General features: G+C 69.0%; 16 protein-coding genes and 2 pseudogenes. 7 read left to right on the top strand and 11 right to left on the bottom strand.

The genetic code is table 11. The annotated features are described in order from the left end of the window. Positions 1-96: 96 nt before the first annotated feature. Complete coding sequence (locus ABZ564_RS26780; protein WP_360861298.1) at positions 97-1,299, bottom strand: carotenoid oxygenase family protein; 1,203 nt, start codon at positions 1,297-1,299, stop codon at positions 97-99. Between the two features lie 89 nt (positions 1,300-1,388). On the opposite strand from ABZ564_RS26780, the gene ABZ564_RS26775 reads away from it, so the two are divergent. Next, on the top strand, positions 1,389-2,123 hold the full coding sequence (locus ABZ564_RS26775; protein WP_360861296.1) for a TetR/AcrR family transcriptional regulator: 735 nt from the start codon (positions 1,389-1,391) through the stop codon (positions 2,121-2,123). A gap of 516 nt (positions 2,124-2,639) precedes the next feature. Here ABZ564_RS26775 and ABZ564_RS26770 read toward each other — a convergent pair. After that, positions 2,640-3,401, bottom strand: a complete 762-nt coding sequence (locus ABZ564_RS26770) for a DUF6008 family protein (RefSeq protein WP_360861294.1) — start codon at positions 3,399-3,401, stop codon at positions 2,640-2,642. 835 nt (positions 3,402-4,236) lie between these two features. Here ABZ564_RS26770 and dnaE point away from each other — a divergent pair. Then, entirely contained in the window at positions 4,237-7,803 is a 3,567-nt protein-coding gene (gene dnaE / locus ABZ564_RS26765) for a DNA polymerase III subunit alpha (protein ID WP_360861292.1), read from the top strand. Between the two features lie 99 nt (positions 7,804-7,902). Here the strand turns inward: dnaE and ABZ564_RS26760 are convergent. Continuing rightward, positions 7,903-8,067: pseudogene (locus ABZ564_RS26760) on the bottom strand (YciI family protein); the annotation flags it as partial. Between the two features lie 463 nt (positions 8,068-8,530). Between ABZ564_RS26760 and ABZ564_RS26755 the strand changes: the two are divergent. Further along, a pseudogene (locus tag ABZ564_RS26755) lies at positions 8,531-8,810 on the top strand (WhiB family transcriptional regulator). 25 nt (positions 8,811-8,835) lie between these two features. Here ABZ564_RS26755 and ABZ564_RS26750 read toward each other — a convergent pair. From ABZ564_RS26750 to ABZ564_RS26740, 3 genes are all read right to left on the bottom strand, one after another. Continuing rightward, positions 8,836-10,239, bottom strand: coding sequence for a cytochrome P450 (locus ABZ564_RS26750; protein WP_360861325.1), 1,404 nt, complete (start codon positions 10,237-10,239; stop codon positions 8,836-8,838). Between the two features lie 466 nt (positions 10,240-10,705). Then, entirely contained in the window at positions 10,706-11,644 is a 939-nt protein-coding gene (locus tag ABZ564_RS26745) for an aldo/keto reductase (RefSeq protein WP_360861290.1), read from the bottom strand. Continuing rightward, positions 11,641-13,482, bottom strand: a complete 1,842-nt coding sequence (locus ABZ564_RS26740; protein WP_360861288.1) for a hypothetical protein — start codon at positions 13,480-13,482, stop codon at positions 11,641-11,643. Before ABZ564_RS26740 ends, ABZ564_RS26745 begins: the two co-directional genes overlap by 4 nt. A gap of 218 nt (positions 13,483-13,700) precedes the next feature. On the opposite strand from ABZ564_RS26740, the gene ABZ564_RS26735 reads away from it, so the two are divergent. From ABZ564_RS26735 to ABZ564_RS26725, 3 genes are all read left to right on the top strand, one after another. Beyond that, entirely contained in the window at positions 13,701-14,576 is an 876-nt protein-coding gene (locus tag ABZ564_RS26735) for an amidohydrolase family protein (protein ID WP_360861286.1), read from the top strand. A 44-nt stretch (positions 14,577-14,620) separates the two neighbouring features. Then, the gene (locus ABZ564_RS26730) at positions 14,621-15,607 is read left to right on the top strand and encodes an acetylxylan esterase (protein WP_360861284.1); all 987 of its coding nucleotides are present in this window, start codon (positions 14,621-14,623) and stop codon (positions 15,605-15,607) included. 100 nt (positions 15,608-15,707) lie between these two features. Next, on the top strand, positions 15,708-16,439 hold the full coding sequence (locus ABZ564_RS26725) for a GntR family transcriptional regulator (protein WP_360861282.1): 732 nt from the start codon (positions 15,708-15,710) through the stop codon (positions 16,437-16,439). 81 nt (positions 16,440-16,520) lie between these two features. On the opposite strand, the gene ABZ564_RS26720 is transcribed toward ABZ564_RS26725, so the two are convergent. The 5 genes from ABZ564_RS26720 to ABZ564_RS26700 all read right to left on the bottom strand — a co-directional run bounded on the left by ABZ564_RS26720 (position 16,521) and on the right by ABZ564_RS26700 (position 23,163). Then, positions 16,521-18,518, bottom strand: a complete 1,998-nt coding sequence (locus ABZ564_RS26720) for a right-handed parallel beta-helix repeat-containing protein (protein ID WP_360861280.1) — start codon at positions 18,516-18,518, stop codon at positions 16,521-16,523. 41 nt (positions 18,519-18,559) lie between these two features. After that, positions 18,560-19,474 carry a carbohydrate ABC transporter permease gene (locus ABZ564_RS26715; RefSeq protein ID WP_360861278.1) on the bottom strand — a complete coding sequence of 305 codons (915 nt, stop codon included), beginning with the start codon at positions 19,472-19,474 and terminating at the stop codon, positions 18,560-18,562. A 6-nt stretch (positions 19,475-19,480) separates the two neighbouring features. Beyond that, positions 19,481-20,434, bottom strand: a complete 954-nt coding sequence (locus tag ABZ564_RS26710; RefSeq protein ID WP_360861276.1) for a sugar ABC transporter permease — start codon at positions 20,432-20,434, stop codon at positions 19,481-19,483. Beyond that, the gene (locus tag ABZ564_RS26705; RefSeq protein WP_360861274.1) at positions 20,413-21,651 is read right to left on the bottom strand and encodes an extracellular solute-binding protein; all 1,239 of its coding nucleotides are present in this window, start codon (positions 21,649-21,651) and stop codon (positions 20,413-20,415) included. Before ABZ564_RS26705 ends, ABZ564_RS26710 begins: the two co-directional genes overlap by 22 nt. Positions 21,652-21,903: 252 nt before the next feature. Then, complete coding sequence (locus ABZ564_RS26700) at positions 21,904-23,163, bottom strand: alpha-L-fucosidase (protein ID WP_360861273.1); 1,260 nt, start codon at positions 23,161-23,163, stop codon at positions 21,904-21,906. Positions 23,164-23,272: 109 nt separating this feature from the next. Between ABZ564_RS26700 and ABZ564_RS26695 the strand changes: the two genes are divergently transcribed. Then, positions 23,273-24,079: a ribonuclease activity regulator RraA gene (locus tag ABZ564_RS26695; protein WP_360861271.1), complete on the top strand. Its 807-nt coding sequence runs from the start codon at positions 23,273-23,275 to the stop codon at positions 24,077-24,079. The last annotated feature ends 7 nt before the right edge of the window (positions 24,080-24,086 follow it).

Below are 24,086 nucleotides of genomic sequence, written 5' to 3'. Positions count from 1 at the left end.
TGTTTCGCCGAACACCGGTACCGCGCGGGGCAGGTCCGGCTGTCGGTACCGGCACGGGGGAGGCGGCTGTCAGCGGCCTGCCCCGGCCGCTTCACATCACCAGGACGCGGTCACCAGCCACGAGGCGTGCGCCCACCACGGACCGGCGGCGGGCAGGCCGACGAGGGCCGCCGGTCCCCCTTCGAAGTCACGGGTGTCCAGGACGACGATCTCGTCATGGCCGCCGCCGGGGTCGCGGGTGGCGGCCAGCACCCAGCCGTCACCCTCCGCTGCGGTCGGCGAACGCGGCACGAAGACAGGAGGACCGACGGTGCGGTCCGCGCCGGGGACATGGATCTGGCTGTCACCCGAGGCGAAGTCGTGCCGGACCAGGGAATTCCCTCGGCGGGAAGCGCTGTCGATTCCGGTGGCAAAGCCATAGCGGTGCTCCGAGCCCGTGCAGCGCGGATCGACGGCGAGGAACGCCTGCGCCCGAGGGTCTAGGAGCTCGCCGGAAGCGGTGCCGGAGACGGGGTCGAGCGTCCAGCGCCACAGCACCGGACCGAGGGGGGCGCGCCGCACCACATCGAGCACCAGTCGTCGGTCGGGCAGATCGTAAGCGTTCACCACCTGCAGAACATGGACGGGTTCGACGGGGATCCAGGACAACTGTTGCGCCGTGCCCGTGCACGGCATGATTCCGATGCGCGTCGGTTCATGGAAAACGGCATGGCGATGTGTCACGGAGAACGCCGGTGAACCGGGGCCGGGCGATGACGTGATCGGCTCACACCTGCGCACCCGGCCATGGACGTCAACGACCACATACCACAGGTGTGGTGTCACCGGGCTGGAGACCGCCGCGAACATCTCACCGGTCAGCGGATCGTGCACCGGGTGCGCCGTGAACCCGAAAGGAAGCGTGCCGTCGAAGTCATGGCGCGCTTTCGTCGCCAAGTCCGCGGAGAGCTCGTACGGCAGCGCGCCGTCCGCCAGCGCCAGGATGCGGCCGGCGTGCTGGACGACTGCGGCGTGGGTGTTGTCGGACGGACAGCGGCGCGGGCCGGGGGAGGGGAGCTCCCCCGTGATCTCGCAGACCCGATCGGTACGGATCCTGCGGGTCCGGAACCACTCGGCGTGACCCTGCTGGACTCGCAGCGCCGCCAGGAGAGGCTGGCCGTCCTTGTCGTCGGGCCCGATCCGCAGCAGCATCCCGTCCAGGCCGGGAGGGAGATCACCCTTGACGGGGAGTTCACGAACGTCGGTCTCGGCCGGCCGCGCATCGCGGAGAAGCGGTGTCTCAGCAGCGAACTGGGGCATGGAGACCATCCGGACTCACCACCAAGGCATATCGCTGTTATGTAACAGTGCTCTGTCAATGTCGTCGGGGATGCTGCACCATGTCAAGCGTGAGTCCGCGCCCAGCGCAGCCGGATCTGCGCAACGCCCTGCTCGAAGCCGCCGCAACCGTCCTGGCCGAGGAAGGCCCCACCGGCCTGAGTACCCGTCGGCTGGCCAGGGAGGTCGGCACGTCCGCCATGGCCGTGTACACCTACTTCGGCAGCATGGAAGACCTGGTCCGTGCCGTCGTGCACGAGGGGTTCGCCCGGCTGAACGTCAGCATGAGGGCGATCGGGGACTCCGACGACCCGATCGCCGATGTGGTCGCGCACGGCCGCGTCTATCGCTGGAATGCCTTCAAGCACCCGCACCTGTACCGGGTGATGCTCGGCCTGCTGAACGTCGCCGGCTTCTCGCTCACCAACGAGGACCGCCGCCACGGTCGCTACGTTCTGGACATCCTCGTCGCGTCGGTGCAGCGGTGCATGGCAACCGGACGCCTCCGGCACGCGGACGCCGAGCTCGTAGCGCACCAGTTCTGGACCGCCCTGCACGGCATCGTCACGCTGGAGCTCGGCGGTTACCTCTTCGAGCCCTACGACGCCGAGGCCTGCTTCAACGCTCAGGTGCACAGCCTGCTCGTCGGCAACGGAGACCAGCCGGTGGCCGCCCGGACCTCCATGCACCGGTCCATTGCCATCGCCGGCAGTGCCCTCCGCACCGCAGGGGAGTGGGAGCCGGCGTCCGGCGTCGAGTCACTCACCGGCCCCAAGGGTCCACGCCCGCTGACGCCCCATTCGTGACGAGCGGCCGGCGGGCCGACGGCGGCGCCTGCGGAAGAAGCGGCGGTCTCGGCGGCGAGTTCGGCCTGGTTCCGGGCTCGGCGCCCTCGCCCCGGCCCGCCTCGGCCTTGCGGTACCAGCCGCGCAGGGACTCGGAGCCGATGCCGAGTCCCCGGGCGACCGCCGTACCGTCCTGCCCGAGGAATCGACGAGCGCGCTCGCGCCTAAGGGCTGTCCCGCAATTCCTGGCGGGCGCACGACGACAGCTACGGCACCTCGCCGCGTTGTCGAAACGCCCGAATACATCCAGTACGCGGACGCCTCTCCGCCTTGCGATGCACCGCATCTGACGCCGCGCGCTGATCCACCAGGAATTGTGGGACAGCCCTTAGCGTGAACTCCTCGGTGCCCCCTTCGTGTACGTGCTTCCCGCCCGGCGCTACTTCCTCTGGAACCTCAAGATCCCAGCCCCCAGGGGCCCACGATCAAGGGGGAGATTCAACGGGCCCCGTCGCGTGTACCCGACGGAGTCGCTCCTCAGAGGCGCCCCACAGGTTCGAGTACGTGCGAGGAACCGGCCGGGGCGGCCGCGCCCTCCTCGTGCTCCATGAGACCGAAGCTTTCCCTGACCGCCCGCTTCTCCTTCCAGAGGTGGTACACGGCGATCCCGAGGATGAGCGTCCCCACCAAGTTGGCCACGAAGTGCCACCACACCCGGTACGTCACCAGCGCCGGGCCTGGATCGATGGCGCCGAACCAGGTGGACAGACCGATGGCCCGGCTCGCGCCCATCGCCACGGAAGCGGTCAGAACGATGTGCTCGATGCCGTGGACACCCTGCATCCAGACGCCCATCCTGGCCCACTTGCGTGCTTTCAACTGTCCGGCGACCCGGTGCGTGATCTGCGCGATGCCGACCAGTCCGGCAAGGAAGATGAAGTTCCCGGTCAGGTGCAGGATCTCCATTCCGAGGGCGGGCTTGCTGGCGTCGACCTGACCCATTCCCCGGGCAAAGCTGTCAGCCCATGGAGTCATCCACGCGGGAGCATACGGGTGGGCGACCCAGTAGCCGGCCTGCGTGACATGCTCCTGAAAATGTCCGACCTGACCCACCACGCCAATGCCTATGAGCCCCATGGCGAGCTTGTACATCCACGGCTTGACCGACTTCCGGTTTCCGACCGCGAGCACGGCGACAGCGATCCACATCGCGACGGCCCAGCCGATGAAGAGAACAGCGCCCATGGTGTCCACCGTCGAAACGGTGGACACCATCCCGGGCATACCGGAGTGATCCATATGAAGTTCCTTCCTGGTTGTCTCTCAACTGCGGAAACTGCAAAGGCTGCAGAGGCACGAGGTGTTTCCTGAACTGAACTCCGTCCCGTGGCGAGCGGCGAGCCGGCCCGCACTTCCAGCACAGACTGCTCCAGGACTCCCCCCGCTCGCCTCCTCCGGATTGCTCACATACCGATGAGCGGGAGTGGTCGAACCGCCCTGGGTTCGGTGGGACTCGATTGTTCGAGGGGGGACCGAGTCGTGGCATGTCCTGCCGGTACCCGCTTGAGCTGCGCTGTCGTGCGGTGCGGGTGGTTACCGAGGTGCGGTCCGATGACGGCCCCGAGTGGGTCGCGAGGAAAGCGGTCGCGTCCAAGCTCCGGATCGGCACGACCGAGACACCGCGCGAATGGGTCCGGGGAGGACCGGCGCCGTCATCAGGCCGGGCACCACGACCGAGGAGCCAGCCGGGCTGAAGCCCCTGATCCAGAGACATACGCCACCGACTACCGCGTCTACGGCGCGAGGAAGTCCGGCGGGGCCGAACCGGCAGGGCCGCACGGAGCTCCGTTGCACCGTCGAACGCCTGATGCGCGAGCTCGGCATCATCGGCGCAGTCCGCGGACGGCGTGTGATCACCGCCCCTGCCCGGCGGCCGGACCGACCGGCCTTCGGACCTCGTCGACCGTGGGGAGACATCTGTGCGAGTTGCCCGACACCTCGCTAAATGCCCTCTGAACAGGCCTTTTGCTCGGGTGGAAGGTCACCCCCACGTGTACGCGTGACCCGGCGTGTCGGCGCTCCGCAGGGCCTAGGGTGGGGCCCTTCCATACCCACCTCCGGAGGTGCCTGCCCGGTGACGGACAGCTTTGTTCACTTGCACAACCACACCGAATACTCGATGCTCGACGGCGCGCAGCGGCTCAAGCCGATGTTCGCGGAGGTGGCGCGGCAGGGGATGCCGGCCATCGCGATGAGCGACCACGGCAATATGTTCGGTGCCTACGAGTTCCAGCAGGTGGCCAAGGGATTCGACGGCGTCAGGCCGATCATCGGGATCGAGGCGTACGTCGCACCGTCGTCCCGCCGCAACCGCAAGCAGGAGTTCTGGGGGCCGGGCGGTGTCCGTGCCATGGCGGATGACGGCGAGGGCTCCAAGGACGTCTCCGGTGGCGGACGCTTCACCCACATGACGATGTGGGCCCGCAACGTGCAAGGGCTGCAGAACCTCTTCTACCTGTCGACCGAGGCCAGCTACTCCGGGCAGTTCCCGGCGGGCAAGCCGCGCATGGACATGGAACTGATCTCGGAGCATGCGGACGGGATCATCGCGACCACGGGCTGTCCCTCCGGGGCGATCCAGACCCGCCTGCGCCTCGGCCAGTACGCCGAGGCCCGGGAGGTCGCTGCCGCCTACCAGGACATTTTCGGGAAGGAGAACTACTTCCTGGAGCTCATGGACCACGGCCTGGACCTTGAACGCAACGTCCGGGCCGACCTACTGCGCCTGGCCAAGGATCTGGATATCCCGCTGCTGGCCACGAACGACGCGCACTACGTCCACGAGAGCGACGCGGACGCGCACGACAACCTGCTGTGCATCGGCGTCGGGAAGAACAAGGACGACCCGAAGCGGTTCCGCTTCAACGGCAGCGGCTACTACCTCAAGACCGCCGCCGAGATGCGCGAACTGTTCTCCGAGCTTCCCGAGGCCTGCGACAACACGCTTCTGATCGCGGAGCGCGTCGAGTCCTACGAGGAGGTCTTCGCCCACGAGGACGAGATGCCGCAGTTCCCCGACGTCCCCGAGGGGGAGGCGCAGGAGTCGTGGCTGCGCAAGGACGTCCTCAAGGGCCTGGAGATGCGTTACGGCAGTCCCGTCCCCGATGAGGTGCTGGAGCGCTTCGAGACCGAGATGACGGTCATCGGCCCCATGGGCTTCTCCTCCTACTTCCTCGTGGTCGCCGACATCTGCCGCTACGCCCGCGACAACAAGATCCCGGTCGGGCCGGGCCGCGGTTCGGCCACCGGTTCGATCGTCGCGTACGCGACCCGTATCACCGAGCTGTGCCCTCTGGAGCACGGTCTGCTCTTCGAACGGTTCCTGAACCCGGAGCGCATCAACCCGCCGGACGTCGACCTCGACTTCGACGACCGCAAGCGCGACCAGATGGTCCGCTACGTCGTCGAGAAGTACGGCACCGAGTACACGGCGATGGTGAACACGTTCGGAAAGCTGAAGGCCAAGAACGCGATCAAGGACTCCTCGCGTCTGCTGGGCTACCCCTTCGCGCACGGTGAGCGGATCACGAAGGCGCTGCCGCCCGACGTGATGGGCAAGGGCATCAGCATCGACGGCATCTTCGACTCCTCCCACCCCCGCCACAGCGAGGCGGGCGAGGTCCGGACGATGTACGAGAACGAGCCGGACGTCAGGAAGGTCATCGACTCCGCCAAGGGGGTCGAGGGCCTGATCCGCGGGACCGGCGTGCACGCCGCCGCGGTCATCCTGTCCAAGACGAAGCTCACCAACCGTATCCCGCTCCACATGCGTGCCAAGGACGGGGTGAAGATCACCGGCTTCGACTACCCCTCGTGCGAGGACATGGGGTTGGTCAAGATGGACTTCCTCGGGCTTCGCAACCTCGGCGTGATCGACCAGGCGATCCAGAACGTCCGCACCAACCGCGGTGTCGACCTGTCCACCGAGACGATCCCCCTCGACGACAAGAAGACCTACGAGCTCCTGGCGACCGGCAACACCTTCGGCATCTTCCAGCTCGACGGCGCCGGCATGCAGACCCTGCTGAAGCTGATGGAGCCCACCCGCTTCGAGGACATCGCAGCCGCCCTCGCCCTCTACCGGCCCGGCCCCATGGCCGCCAACGCCCACACCAACTACGCCCACCGCAAGACCGGCCGCCAGAGCATCGAACCGATCCACCCCGAACTCCGCGACGCCCTGGAGCCCATCCTCGGGAACACCTTTCACCTGCTCATCTACCAAGAGCAGATCATGGCGATCGCCCGCCAGCTCGCCGGATACACCCTGGGCGGCGCCGACCTCCTGCGTCGCGCGATGGGCAAGAAGAAGCCGGAGGTCCTGGCCGCGGAGTGGGAGAAGTTCCACGGCGGCATGCGGAGCAATTCGTACTCCGAGGAAGCCATCAAGGCCCTGTGGGACGTCATGCTTCCCTTCTCCGGCTACGCCTTCAACAAGTCCCATACGGCCGGGTACGGGCTCGTCTCGCTGTGGACCGCTTATCTCAAGGCGAACTACCCCGCCGAGTACATGGCGGCGCTGCTGACGTCGGTCGGTGACGACAAGGACAAGGCCGGCATCTACCTCGCCGATGCCCGCAAGGCCGGGGTCACCGTGCTGCAGCCGGACGTCAACGAGTCGTTCGCGGAGTTCACCGCCATCGGCGACGACGTGCGCTTCGGATTGCAGTCCGTACGGAACGTCGGGGAGAACGTCATCGCGTCCATCGTCGACGGGCGCCAGGCCAGGGGAAAGTTCGCCGACTTCCCCGACTTCCTGGACAAGGTGGACCTGCCGGCCCTGAACAAGCGGGCCGTCGAATCACTGATCAAAGCCGGCGCCTTCGACTCCCTCGGGCACACCCGCAAGGGTCTTTCCGCCGTCCACGAGAGCGCGATCGACTCCGTGATCCCCGTCAAGAAGGCCGCGGCCATCGGCCAGGACGACCTCTTCGGAGATCTCGGCGGCACCGGCGACACGAACACCGTCTTCGGCCTGCCCTTCGCCATCCCCGAAGACGAGTGGCCCCGAAAGGCACTCCTGGCCACCGAACGCGAAATGCTCGGCCTCTACGTCTCCGCCCACCCGCTCGACGGCACCGAACACGTACTGGCCCAGCACCGCGACACCACCATCCCCGACCTCATCGCCTCGGGCCGTACCGAAGGCGTCGTACGCCTGTCCGGACTCATCACCGGCGTCCAGAACAAGATCACCAAGCAGGGCAACACCTGGGCACTGATCAACCTCGCAGACCGCGACGGCACCATCGAAGTCCTCTTCTTCCCCGCCGCCTACCAACTCGTAGCCGCCGCTCTCCTCGAGGACAGCGTCGTCAGCGTCCAGGGCAGGCTCAACGACCGCGACGGCACGCTCAGCATCTTCGGCCAGGAGATCCAAGTACTCGACATCTCGTCCGCCGAGCGCTCCGGAGCAGCACCCGTACACCTCCGGCTGCCCTACCACCGCATCAACGAGCAACTGATCCGAGAACTGAAGAGGATCATGCAGGCACACCCCGGCGACAATCCCGTACGCCTCAGCGTCAGAGGCCCGAACAAGACCACCGTCTACCAGCTCGCAACCCACGTCAACACGCACACCATCGCATCCGACATCAAGGGCACATTCGGCATGGACACCTGGCAGGGGATGTCGTAAAGAGGGGTGCCTCAGCGAACGGCAGCGGTGGGGTCGGGGTCGTGTCCGTATGGGGCGCGGGTGGCCTGAGATGGAGGCCCTGGTGGTGCGGGCGGCGGAGATGCGGGCGGCGATTTCCAGGGCTCGTTCCTCGGATTCGACGTTGAGGACGTTGAAGTCGGCCAGGACCTCTTTGGATTCGGCGAACGGTCCGTCGGTCACGACCGCCGGGCCGATCCCGTCGGCGCGGACCGTACGGGCCAGCCGCGGATCGGCCAGTGCCATGAACTGAACCCTCTCGCCGCTCTCGGTCAGCTCCTTGGTCAGTAGGGCGTGTAGTCGAAGTGGGCTGCGATGTCACCCGGTTCCCAGGTGTCCATCGGCTTCTCGAAGACCCCCGTCGTGGTTGACCAGCAGTATGAACTTCGGCATGGTGCTCTCCCCTTGCCAGTTGTAGCGGACCTTGCGGCCCCGCCCGGCGTCGCTATCTTGGGCATCTTCCCCACTGTCGTCCCAGGGACCGGGTTCTTTCCATTGCCCGGGGGCGTTCTACCGCTCCGCACTGCTGCCCCTCCTGCGGCGTATCAGCGCCTGGGTATCGGGCATGGCCGGAAGGGGCCGCAGGCTCAGCACTCCGTCCGTGGTCGACCAGCCGGAGCGATGACCGCAGAGGCGGCTGCCGGGCCGGACAGGGGAGAGGACGGTGTCGGAGTGAACGGGGTCCTGCCGAACAGCTGATCCGGACCAGCTGTTGGTGGGCGGTGCGGCCCGGAACAGGGCCAAGGCTCCGTGCATGGCTGCCCGGTGCGCACGGTGTGCCTGGCCTACGCTCCGGACCACCGGATCGCGCACGATATCTGGGGCGGCATGACCGGGCGGGAACGCCGGGGGCTGCTGTGACACCGTCCACTGGTCACGTCCTGGCGTCGCTGCTCGACGCCGCATGGTCGGAACACGACCTGTGCGCGGCCGGCGAGCACGCGATCCATACCGCCGAAGCCCTTGTCGTAGCGGCAGGAACCGTGTGAGCGGCGGGGCGCAGGAGGGCTTGGGTCACGCGTGTCCACTTTCGGTGGAAGCCGCCCCTGAGCGGTGAGTGATGTTCGTGCCGGGTGCCGGCCTGGTGTCGGCGAGCCGAGGTTCGCATGGTGTGGCGTACATGGTCAGGCCCTTGGGCGTCGGTGTGAGTTCCAGGCTCACGCCGATCTTGCGGCCCGGCCGTGCGGGGCGCAGCGTGCGCGAGCTGGCCAGGGTCGCCAGGACAACGGGCAGCATGGCATCGGCCGCGGCCGCCCCGGGGCAGTATCGGGGACCCAGGCCGTAGGCCAGGAGCGCGGCGGGGGCCGGGGGTGGCCCGGTGTGGGGGAGCCAGCGCTGTGGGTCGAACACGTCCGGGTCGGGATAGCGGTTCCTGTCGCGGCGCATGGCCCCCAGAGGCAGGGTGACCACGGCTCCGGCCGGGATCCGTACGCCGCCCAGGCAGGTCTGGTGACGGGTGCGGCGGACCAGGAACGGGATGCCGTGGAGGCGGGTGACTTCTTGAACGAAGGCGGCCGCGAGCGGGAGCTGGTGTGCTTGGAGGCGGCTTGCATCGGGTGCGGCGTCGGCTTCGTCCTGGAGCGCTTGCTGGTAGTGCGGGTGGCGGCCCAGTTCGTAGCAGGCCCAGGCCAGGGTGGAAGCGCTGGTCTCCATGCCGGCGATGAGCAGAGCGCGAATGTCGCGCTGCACCACGTGGGGGTTACCGGGAGCGGCGGCTTCGAGCAAGGACACCAGGTCCTGGCCGTCCGGGTCGGGCCGGTGGCGGGCTTGCACCTGGCGGACGGCCTCGTCCAGTTCGGCGAGCGCGCGGCGGCAGGCGCGGCGCCGGGGCGCGGGCACCCAGGGCCAGGGCGAGAGCGCGTAGCGCCAGAAGGTGCCGTTGGACAGGGTGGAGCGGGCGGCCGCGATCCTCGACAGGGTGTCGGGAGTGAGCTCGCTGTTGAGGACACAGCTGACGAGAAGGCCGCAGGCGAGCCGGCTCATCTCCACCCGGATGTCGAGCGGTCGGTCCGGGGGCAGGTCAGCGAGAAGTTGCCGGGTACGGGCCTGGACGCTGGGCCCGAGAGCGGTGAGCCGGGACGCGGCGAACGCGGGTCTCATCACGGCGCGCCGCTCCTGGTGGGAGACTCCCTCGAGGCCGACCACCCCGCTCTCGTTGAAGTCGCGCAGGCTCGGGTCCGGGCCCCAGAACCGGAAGGTTTCTTCATCACTGCCTACCTTGCGCAGCAGGGCCCGGTCGTTGATCTGGAAGGCGGTCGCCGGGCCGGTCCTGGTCCGGACGACCGGGCCCGCCCGGTCGAGGTGGGCCGCGAGGTTGGCCGGATTCAGCCAGAACCGTAGGGCCCGGGAGGGGGCGAGTACGCCCGCGCCGGGCGGCGCGGGCGGTTGTCCGGGGCAGGCTGTCCTGTCCACATCCATCAGCTTCGCTGTCCTGTCCACATTCGTCGGTCTTTGCGGCTCCGGCCGCCTGTACGGATGGGCAACGATCAATTGCGTGGGCGGTCACGGGTGGGGCGGCCCTGTCCGTCGCGGAGTTCTCGCGGTGACGACGTCTGCTCTGCCAAGAGCTCCTGACCTCGATCTTTAGTGACGGTCCACCGACGGAGTCGGTGGACCGTTTTCGTGCTCAGGGCTGAGAGGAGGAAGACCGGGGGCCCGAGTGTTGCGCCCCGAGGTCCTGAGGCAGCCGGCCACAAGGGGAACGGGGCGCACGGTGTTGGTGCGCGGGATCTGCCTGCCAGGGGTGAGGTGTGGTGGGCAGGGCCGCGGGGGTCTACCCCGGACAGTTCCCCGCCGACGAGCATGAGGGCCCGGCAGCAGGGCCCTCACCCTCGTCGGAGTCATGGCGTCGTTCCGCCGGGGCGCCCCCGGTCGCCCGGCGGCGTCACGCGAGGCCGGGCACCAGCTCCGGCGGGACGAAACCCGCCTGACCCAGCCGACGCCACAACGTGTCCGGCACGGAAAACCGCGACGCCGCCGCGTTCGCGGTGACCTCGCCGGCCGACCGGCAGCCGACGACGACCGACGCGACGGCCGGATGCAGGAAGGGGAACTGGATCGCGGCCGCGGCGAGCGGCACTCCGTACTCCGCGCACAGGTCGCGGCACCGTCGCGCGCGGGCCAGGTCCCGCTCCGGAACGGGACGGTAGTTGAACATCGCGCCGGGGGAGGGGTCGGCGAGGAGACCGGTGTTGAAGACCCCGCCGACCACGACCGAGGTGCCGGTCCTCAGACACAGCGGCAACAGCGTCCCCAGCGCGTCGTGGTCCAGGAGCGAGAACCGGCCCGCGACGAGGACGACGTCCACGTCGAACTCCGCCACGTACGCGGCGAGCGGCGCAGTGTTGTTCATGCCGAACCCGATCGCCCGTACCAGACCCTCGTCCCGCAGCCGGCGCAGCGCCGGGTATGCAGATCGCCGGACCTCGTCCGGAAAGGCGTCGGGGTCGTGCAGATAGAGCACGTCGACCGACGACCGGCCCAGGCGGTCCAGGCTCGACTCCAGGGACGCGCGGATACCGGCCTCCGTCCAGTCCGTGACGACTTCGCCCGGCGAACCGTCGGGCTTCGGCCGCAGCAGCCAGCCCGTCTTCGTGGAGATCACAGGCGCCGTGACGCCCGCCGGAGCCAGCAGGCGGCCGAGCCGGTCCTCCGCCTGGCCGTGCCCGTAGCGCGGTGCCGTGTCGAAGTACGTGATCCCCTCGCGGGCCGCGGCCTCCAGCGTGGCCGCCGCGTCAGCCTCGGACACCTCCTCGAACAGGCCACCCAGCGGGGCGGTTCCGATGCCCAGGCGGGGCAGGTCGAAGGGCAGCCGGCCGGTCACCGCGCCTCCTCCCGGAACGGGGTGCCGCAGGTCGGCCGGGTGCCACGCAGGGTCATCGTCAGGGTCAGCCTCGCCTGGGTGCCACCGGGCAGCTCCACGCGGCAGTGGGGGCCGCCCACCTCCTCGACGGGACCGTCGTCGACCTGCGCGGTGTGCACGGTGTGTTCGGCGAACGAGCCCGCCTGTACCACCAGCGAGCACGCGGTGCCGCCGAGGTTGACCAGGTCCACGACCGTGCGCTCGGGGCGGATGTCGGAGACGAGCGCCGCGACGTCCGCGGGAAGCCCCGGCCGCTGCCCGGCCGCGTCCCAGTACCGCAGATGCATGTGGGTGAGCCCCCCGTTGTAGAGCACCTGGGGGGAGCCGGTGGTCAGCTGCAGCAGCGCCTCCGTGACCACGGGGTTGAGGTTCTGCCAGTGGTGGATGTCAAGGACGCCGGGGCCCACCGCCGGGTCCACCGGGTCGTTCTCGATCGCCTCGACGCGTGCGGCGCAGGAATCGAGGGCGCTGCGCAGCATGCGCTCGGGGAAGCCCGGGTTCCGGCCCTGCAGGAACTCGTACCACGGCTCCTCGTGGCCGGCCTCGTCCTTGATGCGCTGGGTGTGCACCGTGGTCCAGTCCCAGTTGGCGCCCGCACGCAGCCGCTCGATGCGTTCCTGATCCGCGTCCTCCCGGCTGAAGTGCCACAGCGAGAGAGGGAGTTGGCCGGGCATCACGGTGAAGTCGAACCAGCCGGAGTCGTTGTGCCGCTGCGGGACCATCAGCGTCCGGTCGGCGTCCATCGCGTCCAGATGCGGATCCCAGCGTTCGCCCAGGGTGCCCCGGCCGTCGGCGCCGCGCTGCTCGCTCTGCCGCAGCACGGCGTCCAGCGGGTTGCGGGCCAGGTCGAGGTAGCCCTGGTCGCCGGTCAGCAGGGACGCGTTCGAGGCTCCGACGAGGGTGGCGCTGCCCACGGGGGAGAGGCCGTGCGGCCAGGACCAGCCGTAGTGCGCGCCGTACCACCGGCCGCCCAGGTACTCGCCCACCTTGCCGCTGAGTCCCACGTTGTCGGGCACGACGTCGTGTCCGTCGAGCCGCTCCCGCCAGGCGCCGACGTACTCGGACACCCAGTCCGCGTAGCGCTGCTCGCCGCTGAGGAGGAAGGCGTTCGTGGCCAGCCCTGTCGCGGCCAGATTCACGATCGTGTCACCGCGGCCCATCCGGTCCCACATCGCGCGGCCGTAGGCGCGGGCGCGCTCGGGGTCGGCCGCGAGCTGGTCGAAGGACGTGACGTCGTCCATCGCGTCGAGCGGCAGCCCGTACGGGCGCAGGGCGAGGCTCCACGGGAAGTAAGGCTCCCCGTCGCCGAACCCCTCGCGCGGACCCGCCGATCCGTTGTGCGGCGCGCGTACGACCCTGTGCTCCGGGTCGTAGTTCGGTCCGCCGGGCAGATAGAAGTCGGCGAAAACATGCGCCAGTTGCCGCAGCCGGCGGTCGTCCGGGTCGGCCAGGCAGAGACCGTAGAAGAGCAGCAGCCCTTCGCCCTGGTGGAACCAGTCGTAGCCGCGCTCCAGCCCGTCCCGGAGCATGCCCATCTCCGTGAGCTGCGCGGACACGCCGCTCCAGTGCCGCCGTGCCGCCGTCAGGAGATCCGCGCTGCCGCCGAGTACGTACAGCGTCGGCCAGTTGAAGAACGGCTCGTAGAAGTCGTCCACGCCGTCGCGGCCGTCCGGGCCCACGCCGAGCGTGTCCCGGAAGACGAGGCGGCCGTCGCCCTCGGTGTAGCGGTCGGAGAAGAGTCGCCACGCCTTGTCCTGACGGGCGAACAACTCCCTTTGGAGCGAGGCCCAGAGGGGCACTCGGGTAAGGGTGCGGGTCGCCCGGAGACGGGGGCCGGGCACGGTGACGGCTGTCATCGCCCCACCCCATCAAGCGAGTTCGAGGCACTGGTCCGTCGGTCCCTGGACATCAAGAACATCCGCCCTTCATAATCGACCATCGATAGCCGATGGTTAGACTCACCGGAGCGAGTCGGCCTGTCAATACTCGGGAACGGCACCTCAGGAGGACCCCGGCCGTGATCGACTGCCATGTGCACCTGTGGGACCCGGCGCTGGGCTTCCCGTGGATCCGCCCGGGAGGCCCCCATCACCGCGTGTTCCGCATCGAGGACCTGGAGGCGTCGACGCACGACACCGCGGTGTCCGGCGCGATCCTGGTCGAGGGGTCCCGCGGCGACGCCGGCGAGACCCTCGACCTGCGCGCATGGCGGACCAGCCGCCCCGACCTCGTCGCCGGGTACGTCGGAAATCTGCACGTCCACGGCGAGGGCGGCCCCCGACGCTTCCGGGAGCTGCTGGCCGACCTGGGCGACACCCGGCCGAACGGCATGCGCATGGGCGGGGCGGGCTGGGCGGACTGTCCGGAGTCCGCCCGCGCGCTGGTACCGGAACTCGCCTCCGCCGGGCTGGTGCTGGAGCTCAATCTGGGCGCCGGGGCGCTCCGGGCCGCGGCCGAGGTGGCCGCCCGGCACCCGGAACTCACCGTGGTCGTCGACCATCTCGGCAACCCGCCGAACCTCCGCCTGGACCCCGAGGACTGGTTCCGGGACCTGGACCGGGCCGCCGCCGCGCCGAACGTGGTCGTCAAGATCTCCGGCCTGCTCACCCAGCAGCACGGCGTACCACCCGAACGGATCGCGGAGCTGGTCGGACGCGTGGTGGACGTGGTCGGGTCCGACCGGTGCCTCATCGGCTCCGACTGGCCGATCTGCCTGCCGCGCGGCAGCCGCACCGACTCCCTGGAACTCTCCTGCCTCGGGCTCGGCCGCCTCCCCGACGACGAGCGCCGGAGGATCCTGCACACCAACGCCGTCCGGGTGTACGGCCTCGACCGTGCCCGACTCCCGTCGGCCCCCCTTGACCCGATTCCTTCGACGACCGACAGACGATGAAAATCCCACGGGCCCCCCGGCCCCGACCTCAGCGGAGATGTGACGTGGCCTTGTTCGACATGCCCCTCGACGAACTGGAGCGGTACCGCCCGGCTCTTGACGAGCCCGAGGACTTCGACGCGTTCTGGCACGAAACCCTGGACGCACAGCGGGACTTCGCTCCCACCGTGACGTTCGACCCGGTCCACAACGGGCTCGCCACCATCGAGACGTACGACGTGACGTTCGCCGGATACGCCGGGCACCCCGTACGCGGCTGGCTGCACCTGCCCGCGACCCGCTCCGGACCGCTGCCCGCCGTCGTGGAGTACCTCGGATACGGCACCGGACGCGGGGCCCCGCACGAGAACCGGCTGTGGGCCTGTGCGGGCTACGCGCACTTCGTGATGGACACCCGGGGGCAGGGTGCCGAGACACCCGACCCCGATCCGGCCTCCGGCGACATCGCCGCCCCCGGCTTCCTGACCCGCGGGGTGCTCGACCCGCGGCGCTACTTCTACCGGCGCGTGTACACCGACGCCGTGCGCGCGGTGGCCGCCGTACGCACCCATCCCTCGGTCGACCCCACGCGCGTCGTGGTCACCGGAACCAGCCAGGGCGGCGGCATCGCACTGGCCGCGGCGGGCCTGGTCCCGGACCTCGTGGCCGTCATGCCGGACGTGCCGTTCCTCTGCCACTTCCCGCGCGCCACCACGATCACCGACAAGCCGCCGTTCGCCGAGGTCACCCAGTTCGTGAAGCGGCACAGAGAGCACGCGGGCACGGTCGCCCACACGCTGGCGTACTTCGACGGCGTCAGCCTGGCCCGCCGGGCGAACGCGCCGACCCTGTTCTCGGTCGGGCTCATGGACCACATCTGCCCGCCCTCGACAGGGTACGCGGCGTTCAACCACTACGGCGCCATGGCCGGGGTCGACCAGGCGGACAAGCACATACGCGCCTATCCGTTCAACGACCACGAGGGCGGAGGCCCCACGCACGAGGTCGTGAAACTCGACTGGCTGGCCAAGCGGCTGGACGGCGCGGCGTGATGTCCGGGGCCTCTTCGTGCATCCTCCACCTGGATTCCATCGATAGACGATGAGCGCGTACCATGTCACAACTGGTCACCCGTCGCAGGATTGGGAATACATGGCATCGACCGCGTCGGCCGGATTCGTCTCCACGCTGGCCACGAACAAGGACCGGTTCCGCAAGACCCTGATCTCGGATCAGGTCTACGAGCTGCTCCGCCAGGCCGTCGTCGACGGCGACCTCGGACCGAACGACCGCGTGGTCGAGTCGGAGATCGCCCGCCGCCTGGGGGTGAGCCAGGCTCCGGTGCGGGACGCGGTCAAGCGCCTGGCCCGTGAGGGCCTCCTCATGCACGTCCCGCGCCGCGGCCACTTCGTCGTCGAGATCTCCGCGCAGGACGCCGAGTACGCCCGGCAGGTGCGCGAACCGCTGGAGCGGCTCGCCGCCCGGCTCGCCACCGAACACCTCACCGACGACCACCTCCGCGAACTCGACGCGCTGGTCGACCGGATGCGGGACGCCGTCGCCGCGAATGACGTGAGCCTGTTCCGAGACGCCGACATCGAGTTCCACACGCTGGTCAGCCGGATCGCGGGCAACCCGTTCCTGGCCCGGATGTGGGAGGTCGTCGAACCGAGCCTGCGCACGCTGCGTGCCATCTCCGACCCCCTCTTCGAGGGGGACTGGAGCGCGATGGCGGAGGAGCACGGCCGGCTCGTCGGACTGCTGCGGTCCCGCGACGCCGAGTCGGCGGCCGAGGCGTTCGCCGACCACGCGGCCGGCCGCGGACCGGTCCCGGACGCGCGTGGGCCGAAGGGGAAGCCCCGCGGGGCCGCGGCCGACAACTGAGCCCCCCGCGCGTCGAGGGCCCGAGCCGAACATCCGGCTCGGGCCTTCTCACGTCGGGGGTGCGGCCTTACGCGATCGCGCTCAACGGGTTGCCCCCGCCACCCATTTCGGCGCCCCGTACTGGTAGGCGCCGAGGCTCGGCACCGCATCCGTCGAGCCGTCGTTGATGCCCGGCAGCGCGATCGCCTGCCCTCGCGCGGGCGAGTCGGCGGTCAGCCGGAAGTCGTGCCCGGCCGCGTCGACGAAGAGTGGATCGGACTCCGCCGGGAGGTTGTTCGAGAGCACCAGACCGCCGTCGGTGGCACCGGTCAGTCCGCGTATGGCGCCGACGTTGTTGTAGATCTTCGTTCCGGTCGACTGCCCCGGCTCCTTGACGTAGAACAGGGTCATCCCACCGGTGTTGTTGTACACCCCGTTGTCGTGCGAGCCGGTGCCCAGACCGTTCAGCATCACCGTGCCCTCCCGGTTGCCCCAGCCCACGTTGTTCGCGATCACCAGGTCGCTCTGCCCGTTGTCGGCGTAGACGCCCGAGATCCCGAAGGTGGTGAGCGTCGTGGCCGGCTCCGGATCGTGCAGTACGTTGTGGTCGATGGAGGTCCCCATCATGTAGGCGCTGCAGCACGTGTAGATCGCGGCGACGTCCAGGCTGAGGCGGGCGTACCCCGAGATGTCGTTGTACGCGATCAGATCCTTGCCCGGGGTGAGGCCCTCCACGGTGTTCCACTGGAGGTTGATGCCGCTGCGGCCGACCCGGCTGATCGTGTTGTGGGTGACCGTCTGGCTGTTGCCCTGCACGGCGATGCCCGCCGCGTACGTCCCCATGTAGTCGACGTCGTGGATCACGTTGTTCGTGGCGGTGTTGTTCTGGCCGCGCAGGGCGATGCCGTTGCCCGCGCTCAGCGACAGATCACTGTTCATGATCGTGTTGTACGTCCCGTCGAGGACGATGCCGGTGTCGCCGACGCCGCGCGTCACCGTGCTGCCGCAGTCCGTCGCGCCGCGCGTGATGTCGGTGTAGTGCGACAGGTACGTGCCGTCGATCGCGTCCAGCGTCACACCCGTGCTGGTCGGTCCCGTCCTGATGGTGGAGGCGAACAGCCCGATGCCCGTCACCGTCGTGTGACTCGTGGCCGTCAGGTCGAAGGCCAGGGTGCGGGTCTTCGCCTCGATGGTGTGGGCGCCCGGGCCGTCCTCGCTGTAGAGGTACAGACGCCTGGCGGCGGGGTCGTAGAACCACTCGCCCGGGCGGGAGAGTTCACCGATCTTTCCGGCGAGGGCGTACCGTGTCTCCTTCGGCACGATCTTGTGCACGCACGGGGGTGCCGCGTCGAGCGTCACCGAGCCGACGGCGGAGCTCTTCACCGTGCCGGTCGCAGAGATGTACCAGTAGCCGGTCAGGGCCCGCGCGCCGTCCCAGTACCCTGCGGGCCGGGTCAGGGCCGCGTCCGCGATCGTCGCGTCCGCGCTCCCCGCGTCCGCGTACTGGAGCTCGGGGTCGAGCAGGTCGAGCCCGGGGTAGGGCCACTGCGCCTCGACGCCCGCCTTCCCGTCCGTGAAGACCTGCACGGTCGTCACGTCGGAGCCCAGGTCGACGGCTGTGCTGTAGACGTGTCCGGCCGCCACCGCGGCGCTGAACGCCGAGTCCTGGGCGTACGGATCGGTCTCGGCGATCCGGGCGACGTCCGCGCCGGTGACGGGCGTGAAACCCCGCACCGGAGCGGTTCCGCTCAGCGTCACCTCCGCCCCCGGCGCCGCCCGGTAGGCGATCGGCAGCGCGGCGGTGCCCGACCGGGCCGGCACGACCGTCTCGGCGTACGTACCGGACTGGATCAGACAGGTGTCGCCGGGCCCCATGACGTCGGCACACCGCTGGATGTGCTGGAACGCCTGACCCGCGCTGGTGCCCGTGCGGGAGTCCTGGCCCGACGGGCTGACGTAGTAGACCGCGCCCGCCAGGGACTTGTGCGGATGGGGGTGCGCGGCGGCCGGAACGGCGGCCGTCACGACGGCCAGCGAAGCGAGCAGGGCGGCTGCGGACCACGAGCCCGTACCGGGGCGTGGCCACCATCTCCTCGACACTGAATGGTCCTTCTTTCTCCGGAGGGAAACGATGTGCCCGCTCATCCCTTCACCGCGCCCACCGTCAGACCGCTGATGATGTGGCGCTGCATGTAGACGAAGAAGATGATCACGGGTGCGACGGCGAGCAGAAGGTTGGGGAACACCTTCGTCAGATCGGTGGAGTACTGGCTGATGCCCGCGTAGATCGCCGTCGTCACCGTGTAGTGACCGGACGACGGGCTGAGCAGGATCTGCGGGGAGATGAAGTCGTTCCAGATCCCGATGGAGTTGAGGATCAGGACGGTGACGACCGCCGGACGCATCAGCGGGAAGATGATGGTCCAGAAGGTCCGGTAGCGGCCCGCCCCGTCGATCGTCGCGGCATGGTCGATGTCCACCGGGATCGCGCGGATGAAGCCGACGAAGAGGAAGATGCTGACCGGCAGCGTCGAGGCCACGTCGTGCGCGACCAGGCCGGTCACGGTGTTGGCGAGCCCGACCTCGCGCAGTACGTAGATCACCGGGATGATCACGGCCGCGCCGGGGATGAACGTGCCGGCCAGGAAGTACAGCAGTACCAGCTGCGTCCGCTTCTTGAGGCTGCGCGCGATCGCGTACGCGGCCGGTCCCGCCAGTGCGATGCAGAGGACGTCCACGGTGACGACGAGGAAGAGCGTGAAGCCGTAGCCGCCGATGACGTTGTACTGGGGGTTGCTGAGGGCGGCGGACATGTGTTCGAAGGTCAGACCGCTCAGCGGGATCGAGAAGGGGCTGTCGAGGATGTCCTGTTGCGACTTGAAGGCGTTCACGACGAGCAGGTACACCGGCACGATCATGACGAAGAACAGCAGGCCGAGGAGGACCCGGCGCAGCGGCGAGCGGGACTCCCGCCGTTCCGCCGAAGAGACCTCGCGGGCGGGGACCGGTGCGGTCCGCGGCCTGTCGTGGGCCCTTGGTTCGGTGACGACCACCATCGGCTCCTAACCGGTCGCAGCTTGGTCTTGGCGGTTGCGCAGCGCGGTCACGACGAGGGCGAGCGCAGCGGAGACGACCATCAGGAAGACCGCCTGGGCCGTCGCGTAGCCGACCTTGGTGCCCTCGAAGGACCGGGCGAGAATGAGGTAGGTGAAGGTCTGGGTCGAACCCGCCGGACCCCCGCCGGTGAGGCTGACCACGATGTCGTACGCCCTGAGCAGGCCGACCAGGTTCAGCACGGTCGCCACGGTGACCACGGGTGCGATCATCGGGATCACGATGCGCAGATTGGTCTGCCGCCTGGTGGCGCCGTCGATCGCGGCAGCCTCCAGAAGCTCGGCCGGGACGGTCTGCAGGGCGGCCACGAACAGGACGACGTTGAAGCCGAATCCGGCCCACACGATGACGCCGATCAGCGTGTACAGCGCGAACCGCTCGTCGAAGAGGAAGCCGATGGGCTCCATGCCGAACTTGGCGAGCGTGTTGTTGACCGCCCCGTTCGTCCCGAGGATCGCCGCCCACAGATAGCCGAGGATCAACGCGCTGATCACGTGCGGGAAGTAGGCCACCGCGCGGAAGAACGAGTTCGTACGGGACCGTCCCTTGAGGAGCAGCGCGTACACCAGGCCCGCCCCCACCATCAGGGCGGTGCCGATCACGGTGATCAGCGCGGTGACGTACCAGGCTTCCGTCGAACTCGGGTCGTCGAAGAGGTGCTGGTAGTTCTCCCACCCGATGAGCCTGGCGGGGGAGAATCCGTCCCAGTCCGTGAAGCTGAGGTAGACCGCCACGCCCACGGGCACGATCGTCAGTACCGTGTACAGGAGCACGGCCGGGCCGATCATGCCGAACGTGACGGCGGCCTCGCGGAAACGGGCCCGTCCGCGGCCGGCGTCCGCACGCGGGGAGGCGGCGACGGAGCGCCGCGTCCGCGGCGTCAGTTCTGCGAGTTCCACCACTTGTCCAATCCGCGAGCGGCATCCTTCGCGGAGGTGCCCGTGTACAGGGACTGGATCTGCGTGTTGAGCTCGTCACTGAACCCGGCGACCGGCTGGTTCTCGCCGGACTTCACCAGCACCGACGGCGTCGCGTCGAGGATCTTCTGCACCGCGGTGCCGAGGCTGGACATCGGATAGCTGAAGCCCGGGCGCAGATTGCCGTCCGCGGCGAGCTGGCTGCGGATCGCCTCCTTGTCGGTGACCAGCCACTTCACGAACTTGATCGCCTCGGCCTTGTGGTGCGACTGGTTGACCACCGTGTAGGAGTTCGCCACGTTGCCGAACTGGCCGGACGGGTAGGCGCCGTCGGTCGGCATCGTGAAGACACCGATCTCGTCGCTCTTCTTCGCCGCGTCCGCCGCGGGCACGAAGAAGGACCCCATCATGTACATCGCCGACTTGCCGTTGAGGAAGGACGTCTGCCCGTCGGCGTACGTCAGCCCCAGCGCGCTCTTCTTCAGGTACCCCTTGTCGATCCACTCCTCGTAGCGCTTCAGGTACGGCACATAGCCGCTGTCGGCGAAGGAGACCTCGCCGTCGTTGCGCTGCTTGATCCACTGCGGGTTCGCGGTGAGCACACCGGCATCAGCCATCATCGAGAACTGACCGCCCGTCACCCACTGGCCGGCGGTCTGCAGGGGCTCGTAGCCCGCCGACTTCAGACGGCCCATGGCTGCGGTGAACTGGTCCAGCGTCCGGACCTTCGTCGCGTCCACGCCGGCCTTCGCGAAGGCCGCCTTGTTGTAGAAGACCAGCGACTGGATCTGCTCGCCCACGCCGACCATGTACGTCCTGCCGCCGACGGCGTACTGATCGACCAGCGGTGTCTCCTTCGCCCACGGCTGGTCGGACAGGTCGGCGAAGAGCTTGGCCGTGTCGGGGGTCGGGACGATCTGCTGGGCGACGTCGGGCGGGTCGCCGGCCGCGAGGTCCTGGGTGAGCTTGGCGTTGGCCGAGACGGTGCCCGTCAGCTCCAGCTTCACGTGGACGCCGGGATGGCTCTTCTCGTACGTGGCGAAGAGGCCCTTCCAGTACTGCTCCGTCAGGTTCGGCGAGATGTTGACGATGATGCGGAGAGTGGTGCCCCCCGCGGCCTCGTCGGACCCGCTTCCTCCGCAGGCGACGGCGGTTGCCATCACCAGCGGAGCCAAGGCGAGTGCGGAGGCTCGGTGCCACATGGTTCTCATTGGACACGCTCCATTGCGTAGTCATGAATAATCGATAGCCGATGTGCGGCGCAGGTGTTCGTTCGGGTTCGGCGCGAAGGGGAGGGGTGCCGCGTCCGAGCGGTGCGGGCGGCTTCCGGTAGGCGCGGTGATAATCGCCTATCGATTGCTGATGCTAGGGGTGGCATCCCGCATGTTCAAGGGTGCTGCCGCAACCGCTTTCTCCCCGTCGTCCCGCTGCCCGGTCGCCCATCCCGGACCCCGTCAGGAATCCAACTCCTCTTCCTCCAGAAAGAGTTCGACGACCGGCAGCAGCACGTCGGGCCGGGCGGTGGGCAGGGTCAGGGTCAGGGTGCCCGGCGGCTGGCTCGGCGGAGCCAGGTTGTTGTGCTCGTGGCGGGTTCCGTCGACCTCGTGGAAGGCGATCTCCGAGCCGTCGTGCAGCAGTTGGGCGTAGCGAACACGTCCGGCCAGGCCGGGAAGATGGAGGTGCCTGAGCGGCCAGGCGAGCAGGTGCAGGTAGAGGCGGCGGCCTCTCTGCGTGTAGAGGGCGTTCGCCGGAGCCCGGAAGGGGGACGGTCCCGCGCCGTGCACGGCGCGGGAGTGCGTGGTGCTCCACTCCCCGATGGCCCGCAGGGTCTCCCGCGCCCGCCGGTCGAGTGAACCCCGCCCGTCGGGGCCGACGTTGAGAATCAGATTGCCGCCGCAGGAGACGGACTGGACCAGCATGCGGACCAACTGGGACGGGTCCTTGTAGTCGTGATTGTCGCGGTCGTAGCCCCAGGAGCCGTTGAGCGTGTGGCACGCCTCCCACCGCACCGGCACTCCGTCGCGCTCCAGCGGCCGGTCGGGCTGGTACTGCTCGGGTGTCACATAGTCGCCGGGTATGCCCAGCCGGTCGTTCACCAGGATTCCGGGCCGCAGCTCGCGGACCGTTTCCATGAGCTCCTCCGCCCCCCACTGCTCCGGCCCCATGCCCGGATACGTGAAGTCGAAGAAGAGCAGGTCGATCTCTCCGTAGGAGGTGAGCAACTCGCGCACCTGGCCCCGCATGTACGTCCGGTAGCCCGCCAGGTCCGCGGTCTCCCGCGCGCCCGCCGAGCCACGCAGCGGATGGTGCTCGTCGACCGGGAACCCGGGGTGGTGCCAGTCGAGGAGCGAGTAGTAGAGGCCGACGCGCAGGCCCTCGGCGCGCATCGCCTCCGCGAACTCCGCCACCAGGTCCCGGCCGGCCGCACGCACCGAGGTGTAGTCGGTCAGCGACGAGTCGAAGAGGCAGAAACCGTCGTGGTGCTTGGCGGTGAGGACGGCGTAACGCATCCCCGCTTCCCTTGCGGCGCGCGCGAGTTGTCGCGCGTCGAAGAGGTCCGGGTCGAACCGCTCCAGATAACGGTCGTACTCCGCCTGGGACATGGCCTCCCTGCTGCGTACCCACTCGTGCCGCGCGGCGAGGCTGTACAGGCCGAAGTGGACGAACAGTCCGAAGCGGGCGGTCTCGAACCAGCCGCCGGATGCAGTGGGCACGGAGGACTCCTGACGGTTTGACAGCACTAATCGATAGGAGGTTATCTACCATCGATAGACGATGGTGTCACTGGTGTTGCGTGCGGAGAGCGCGCGGAGAGGCACGGACATGAACCCGAGCAACCAAGAAGCGCCCGCGGCGGGGGAGACCCCGGTCTACGAGTCGATGCGGTCCCCGGTACACACCGCGTCCTACCGGAGGCCGACCCGGCGGATGGTGGACGCGCTCGCGGACGTGAGTGCGGCGACCGCCTGCGCGAAGCTCCACCAGATGGGCATCACCCGCACCTTCATCGACGGGCCCGTGCCGCTGCACCGGGAGCCCGATGTCAAGGTCACCGGGGGCGCGGTGACCCTGCAGTTCCTTCCGCAGCGCGAGGACGTCTTCAACGGTGCCGAACAGGAGGACATCGAGCGCAAGACCCCTCTGTGGGGGGTGCTGGAGTCGATCCGCCCCGGCGACGTGCTGGTGATCGCCGCGCAGGGGAGCCACTTCACCGGCTGTCTCGGCGACATGCTGGTGCGTTACTTCAAGCTGCGTGGCGGCGCCGGAATCGTCGTGGACGGGCGGGTGCGGGACGCGGCCCGGATCCGGGCCCTCGGCGTGCCGGTCTGGTGCACCGGCGTCACCCCGCACTACGCCTCGCAGACGGAGCTCTTCCCTTCCGCGTTCAATGTGCCGGTCGGTGTGGGCGGCACTCTGGTCACGCCGGGGGACCTGATCGTGGCCGACGAGGACGGCGCCGTGGTCGTCCCGCAGGAGCGGGCGGTCCCGCTGGCCGAGGACTCGCTCCTGCACCAGGACCGCGAGGCGTTCGCCCGCCGCCGCCTCGACGAGGGCGGTCTGCTCTCCGACTACTACCCCCTCACCGGTGCGGGGCTGGACGAGTACCTGGCGAGCAGGGCGGCGACCTGAGCGCCCG

The sequence above is a fragment of the Streptomyces sp. NPDC019224 genome, assembly GCF_040632605.1.
Lineage (GTDB): Bacteria > Actinomycetota > Actinomycetes > Streptomycetales > Streptomycetaceae > Streptomyces.
The sequence above is the reverse complement of the archived record's forward strand: the minus strand, read 5'-3'. Positions and strand labels throughout refer to the sequence as shown.

Bases quoted from the DNA above. Each gene is read 5' to 3' on its own strand.
- ABZ564_RS26780 (WP_360861298.1), bottom strand. From the start codon at position 1,299: ATGCCCCAGTTCGCTGCTGAGACACCGCTTCTCCGCGATGCGCGGCCG.
- ABZ564_RS26715 (WP_360861278.1), bottom strand. From the start codon at position 19,474: ATGGTGGTCGTCACCGAACCAAGGGCCCACGACAGGCCGCGGACCGCA.
- ABZ564_RS26695 (WP_360861271.1), top strand. From the start codon at position 23,273: ATGAACCCGAGCAACCAAGAAGCGCCCGCGGCGGGGGAGACCCCGGTC.
- ABZ564_RS26725 (WP_360861282.1), top strand. From the start codon at position 15,708: ATGGCATCGACCGCGTCGGCCGGATTCGTCTCCACGCTGGCCACGAAC.
- ABZ564_RS26750 (WP_360861325.1), bottom strand. From the start codon at position 10,239: ATGGATGTGGACAGGACAGCCTGCCCCGGACAACCGCCCGCGCCGCCC.
- ABZ564_RS26770 (WP_360861294.1), bottom strand. From the start codon at position 3,401: ATGGATCACTCCGGTATGCCCGGGATGGTGTCCACCGTTTCGACGGTG.
- ABZ564_RS26705 (WP_360861274.1), bottom strand. From the start codon at position 21,651: ATGTGGCACCGAGCCTCCGCACTCGCCTTGGCTCCGCTGGTGATGGCA.